The 5782-nt window shown below is 49.4% G+C and carries 2 tRNA genes and 3 rRNA genes; all 5 read right to left on the bottom strand.

Annotated elements, in window-relative coordinates:
• Window positions 1-49: 49 nt before the first annotated feature.
• The 5 genes from rrf to ACO0LH_RS28305 all read right to left on the bottom strand — a co-directional run bounded on the left by rrf (window position 50) and on the right by ACO0LH_RS28305 (window position 5472).
• Window positions 50-162: ribosomal RNA gene (gene rrf, locus ACO0LH_RS28285) — 5S ribosomal RNA — on the bottom strand.
• Window positions 163-401: 239 nt separating this feature from the next.
• Window positions 402-3275 (bottom strand): 23S ribosomal RNA (locus tag ACO0LH_RS28290).
• Window positions 3276-3678: 403 nt separating this feature from the next.
• Window positions 3679-3755: transfer RNA gene (locus ACO0LH_RS28295), tRNA-Ile, on the bottom strand.
• Window positions 3756-3781: 26 nt separating this feature from the next.
• Window positions 3782-3857 (bottom strand) — tRNA-Ala (locus ACO0LH_RS28300).
• Between the two features lie 86 nt (window positions 3858-3943).
• Window positions 3944-5472: ribosomal RNA gene (locus ACO0LH_RS28305) — 16S ribosomal RNA — on the bottom strand.
• Together the 16S, 23S and 5S rRNA genes with 2 tRNA genes alongside form the textbook arrangement of a ribosomal RNA operon.
• Window positions 5473-5782: the final 310 nt, after the last annotated feature.

Below are 5782 nucleotides of genomic sequence, written 5' to 3' on the forward strand. Positions count from 1 at the left end.
AAAGCAAAACCCCCGGTCAATTGCTTGATCGGGGGTATGCGGAATACAAGCCTGACGATAACCTACTTTCACACTGGTTGCAGCACTATCATTGGCGCGTAATCGTTTCACGGTCCTGTTCGGGATGGGAAGGGGTGGTACCGATTAGCTATGGTCATCAGGCATAACTTGTTGACTTGTTGTTCTTCACGTTGCGCTGTGAGGAGCAAAAAGTCCAATTCAGAAGAAGTGTCGTAGAGTGTGCGATCTTATTCGCACTAATCAAGTTTTTGTCACAGTAAGCGAGACCATCGCTTACTGTGGTGGTTGTGACTGTTGTCGAACAAGTGAAATTCTTCCGAATTTCCATTTTCGCAAACACTTCACAATACTTGTCGTAGCCTACAACCTGCTAAGGTTATAGGGACAAGCCTTACGGGCAATTAGTACTGGTTAGCTTAATGCATTACTGCACTTCCACACCCAGCCTATCAACGTCCTGGTCTCGAACGACCCTTTAAAGAGATCAAGTCTCTGGGAAGTCTCATCTTAAGGCGAGTTTCCCGCTTAGATGCTTTCAGCGGTTATCTCTTCCGAACATAGCTACTCGGCAATGCCACTGGCGTGACAACCGATACACCAGAGGTTCGTCCACTCCGGTCCTCTCGTACTAGGAGCAGCCCCCTTCAAACTTCCAACGCCCACGGCAGATAGGGACCAAACTGTCTCACGACGTTTTAAACCCAGCTCACGTACCACTTTAAATGGCGAACAGCCATACCCTTGGGACCGGCTACAGCCCCAGGATGTGATGAGCCGACATCGAGGTGCCAAACTCCCCCGTCGATATGAACTCTTGGGAGGAATCAGCCTGTTATCCCCAGAGTACCTTTTATCCGTTGAGCGATGGCCCTTCCATACAGAACCACCGGATCACTATGTCCTACTTTCGTACCTGCTCGACTTGTCAGTCTCGCAGTTAAGCACGCTTATGCCATTGCACTATTAGCACGATGTCCGACCGTACCTAGCGTACCTTCGAACTCCTCCGTTACACTTTGGGAGGAGACCGCCCCAGTCAAACTGCCTACCATGCACTGTCCCCGACCCGGATTACGGGCCAAGGTTAGAACCTCAAATAAACCAGGGTGGTATTTCAAGGATGGCTCCACGCAAACTGGCGTCCACGCTTCAAAGCCTCCCACCTATCCTACACAGATCGATTCAAAGTCCAATGCAAAGCTACAGTAAAGGTTCATGGGGTCTTTCCGTCTAGCCGCGGGTAGATTGCATCATCACAAACATTTCAACTTCGCTGAGTCTCGGGAGGAGACAGTGTGGCCATCGTTACGCCATTCGTGCAGGTCGGAACTTACCCGACAAGGAATTTCGCTACCTTAGGACCGTTATAGTTACGGCCGCCGTTTACTGGGACTTCAATCAAGAGCTTGCACCCCATCATTTAATCTTCCAGCACCGGGCAGGCGTCACACCCTATACGTCCACTTTCGTGTTTGCAGAGTGCTGTGTTTTTATTAAACAGTCGCAGCCACCAGTTTATTGCAACCCCTTCGTCCTTCTGCCGCAGGGCAGTCAAACTACAAGGGCGTACCTTATCCCGAAGTTACGGTACCAATTTGCCGAGTTCCTTCTCCCGAGTTCTCTCAAGCGCCTTAGAATACTCATCTCGCCCACCTGTGTCGGTTTGCGGTACGGTCTCGTATGACTGAAGCTTAGAGGCTTTTCTTGGAACCACTTCCGATTGCTTCATGAATTAATTCACTCGTCCCAGTCCCTTGAATTATGTGCCCGGATTTGCCTAAGCACCTTCTTTGAACCAGAAACCGACTATTCCAACAGTCGGACAACCTTCCGCGATCCGTCCCCCCATCGCATCATACGACGGTGCAGGAATATTAACCTGCTTCCCATCAGCTACGCATCTCTGCCTCGCCTTAGGGGCCGACTCACCCTGCTCCGATGAACGTTGAACAGGAAACCTTGGGCTTACGGCGTGGAGGCTTTTCACCCCCATTATCGCTACTCATGTCAGCATTCGCACTTCTGATACCTCCAGCAACCTTTACAAGTCACCTTCGCAGGCTTACAGAACGCTCTCCTACCATATCCCTAAGGATATCCGCAGCTTCGGTGTACAGCTTAGCCCCGTTACATCTTCCGCGCAGGACGACTCGATCAGTGAGCTATTACGCTTTCTTTAAAGGGTGGCTGCTTCTAAGCCAACCTCCTGACTGTTTTAGCCTTCCCACTTCGTTTTCCACTTAGCTGTACTTTGGGACCTTAGCTGGCGGTCTGGGTTGTTTCCCTCTTGACACCGGACGTTAGCACCCGATGTCTGTCTCCCTTGCTCGCACTCGTCGGTATTCGGAGTTTGCAATGGTTTGGTAAGTCGCGATGACCCCCTAGCCATAACAGTGCTCTACCCCCGACGGTGATACAAGAGGCACTACCTAAATAGTTTTCGGAGAGAACCAGCTATTTCCAAGTTTGTTTAGCCTTTCACCCCTACCCACAGCTCATCCCCTAATTTTTCAACATTAGTGGGTTCGGTCCTCCAGTGCGTGTTACCGCACCTTCAACCTGGCCATGAGTAGATCACTTGGTTTCGGGTCTACACCCAGCGACTGATTCGCCCTATTCGGACTCGATTTCTCTACGGCTTCCCTATGCGGTTAACCTTGCCACTGAATGTAAGTCGCTGACCCATTATACAAAAGGTACGCAGTCACGGAACAAGTCCGCTCCTACTGTTTGTATGCACACGGTTTCAGGATCTATTTCACTCCCCTCCCGGGGTTCTTTTCGCCTTTCCCTCACGGTACTGGTTCACTATCGGTCGATATCGAGTATTTAGCCTTGGAGGATGGTCCCCCCATGTTCAGACAGGATTTCTCGTGTCCCGCCCTACTTGTCGCAAACTTAGTTCCACAAATATGATTTCAACTACGGGGCTATCACCCTCTCTGGCCGGACTTTCCATTCCGTTTGTCTATCATGCTTGCTAAATCTTGCAGGCTCTTCCCATTTCGCTCGCCACTACTTTGGGAATCTCGGTTGATTTCTTTTCCTGTAGCTACTTAGATGTTTCAGTTCGCCACGTTCGCTTTGCAACCCTATGTATTCAGGTTGCAATGACCTTACGGCCGGGTTTCCCCATTCGGAAATCTGCGGATCAATGTGTGTTTGCTCACTCCCCGCAGCTTATCGCAAGCTACTACGTCCTTCATCGCCTGATATCGCCAAGGCATCCACCATGTGCACTTAGTCACTTGTCCCTATAACTTTAGCTTCTGGTGTCTTCATCAATTACTTGATCAAGGTTCATCACCAAAAACCGGTTATAGTTCTTTACTACTTATGAGTATTACTTTAGCGTTTGCCGTATCTCAAGGAATTTGATTTTTTCTAAAACTTGTCTTTCGACAGCTTTTTCAAACTCTTTTTAATACTATGTTTGTTCGATACAATCACAACCCTTCCATAATTTCCATCAATGACTGTCGTCACTGACTTCTCTTTACAGAAATAATTTTGATTATTTCTACTTTACTTCTTCTAAATTGTTAAAGAACGAGAACTACTTATTACTATTGTCTTTCGCTTTGAAAGCACAAACCTAAATCTCTTCGCCTTATTTCTTACTCCGGCTTGACTTACGTTTGCACTGTCGAGATCTTGTGGTGGGTCTGGTTGGGCTCGAACCAACGACCCCCGCGTTATCAACACGGTGCTCTAACCAACTGAGCTACAGACCCGATTCCTATGACTTCTACCAGAATCTTGGTGGAGGATGACGGGATCGAACCGACGACCCCCTGCTTGCAAAGCAGGTGCTCTCCCAGCTGAGCTAATCCCCCTTTCGGGAACATGATCTCTTACCTGTGTTCTCTGTTCATTCATTAACAGTCAATAAGTGTGGACACTTCACTACGCGCTACTCTAGAAAGGAGGTGATCCAGCCGCACCTTCCGATACGGCTACCTTGTTACGACTTCACCCCAGTCACGAACCCTGCCGTGGTAATCGCCCTCCTTGCGGTTAAGCTAACTACTTCTGGCAGAACCCGCTCCCATGGTGTGACGGGCGGTGTGTACAAGACCCGGGAACGTATTCACCGCGACATGCTGATCCGCGATTACTAGCGATTCCAACTTCATGTAGTCGAGTTGCAGACTACAATCCGGACTACGATACACTTTCTGGGATTAGCTCCCCCTCGCGGGTTGGCGGCCCTCTGTATGTACCATTGTATGACGTGTGAAGCCCTACCCATAAGGGCCATGAGGACTTGACGTCATCCCCACCTTCCTCCGGTTTGTCACCGGCAGTCTCATTAGAGTGCCCTTTCGTAGCAACTAATGACAAGGGTTGCGCTCGTTGCGGGACTTAACCCAACATCTCACGACACGAGCTGACGACAGCCATGCAGCACCTGTGTAAAGGTTCTCTTTCGAGCACTCCCAAATCTCTTCGGGATTCCTTCCATGTCAAGGGTAGGTAAGGTTTTTCGCGTTGCATCGAATTAATCCACATCATCCACCGCTTGTGCGGGTCCCCGTCAATTCCTTTGAGTTTTAATCTTGCGACCGTACTCCCCAGGCGGTCTACTTCACGCGTTAGCTGCGTTACCAAGTCAATTAAGACCCGACAACTAGTAGACATCGTTTAGGGCGTGGACTACCAGGGTATCTAATCCTGTTTGCTCCCCACGCTTTCGTGCATGAGCGTCAGTGTTATCCCAGGGGGCTGCCTTCGCCATCGGTATTCCTCCACATATCTACGCATTTCACTGCTACACGTGGAATTCTACCCCCCTCTGACACACTCTAGCCTTACAGTCTCCAATGCAGTTCCCAGGTTGAGCCCGGGGATTTCACATCAGACTTATAAAACCGCCTGCGCACGCTTTACGCCCAGTAATTCCGATTAACGCTTGCACCCTACGTATTACCGCGGCTGCTGGCACGTAGTTAGCCGGTGCTTATTCTTCAGGTACCGTCATTAGCATTCCGTATTAGGAAACACCGTTTCTTCCCTGACAAAAGAGCTTTACAACCCGAAGGCCTTCTTCACTCACGCGGCATTGCTGGATCAGGGTTGCCCCCATTGTCCAAAATTCCCCACTGCTGCCTCCCGTAGGAGTCTGGACCGTGTCTCAGTTCCAGTGTGGCTGGTCGTTCTCTCAAACCAGCTACTGATCGTCGCCTTGGTAGGCTTTTACCCTACCAACTAGCTAATCAGATATCGGCCACTCCATGAGCATGAGGTCTTGCGAGCCCCCACTTTCCACCTTAGTGCGTATGCGGTATTAGCGTAACTTTCGCTACGTTATCCCCCACTCTAGGGTATGTTCCGATATATTACTCACCCGTTCGCCACTCGCCGCCAGGTTGCCCCGCGCTGCCGTTCGACTTGCATGTGTAAGGCATGCCGCCAGCGTTCAATCTGAGCCAGGATCAAACTCTTCAGTTTAATCTCTGTTTTGTGTTCATTTCTGAACTCCGTTCTTTCGAACGGTGTCGCTCACTCAAAATACTGACAGTTCAATGATTTATTACTAAATCATCGTCTTGCTTTATTTCTTGTGAACACTTGCTATATTATTTAAGCATTTCCAACTAACCTAAGTTCGCTGGTGCGCTTCGCAAAGTGCCCACATTTATTGACTGTTAATTGTTAAAGAACCAAAATCTTTTCTACTCAACCGGACTACTTATTTACCCAGTTTTGCGTCGCAGCGTTGTGTGCGTCAGCAGCAGAGAAACGAGATTATGAAGCACTT

This window comes from Undibacterium sp. TJN19, from assembly GCF_049339485.1.
Taxonomy (GTDB): Bacteria; Pseudomonadota; Gammaproteobacteria; order Burkholderiales; family Burkholderiaceae_D; genus Undibacterium.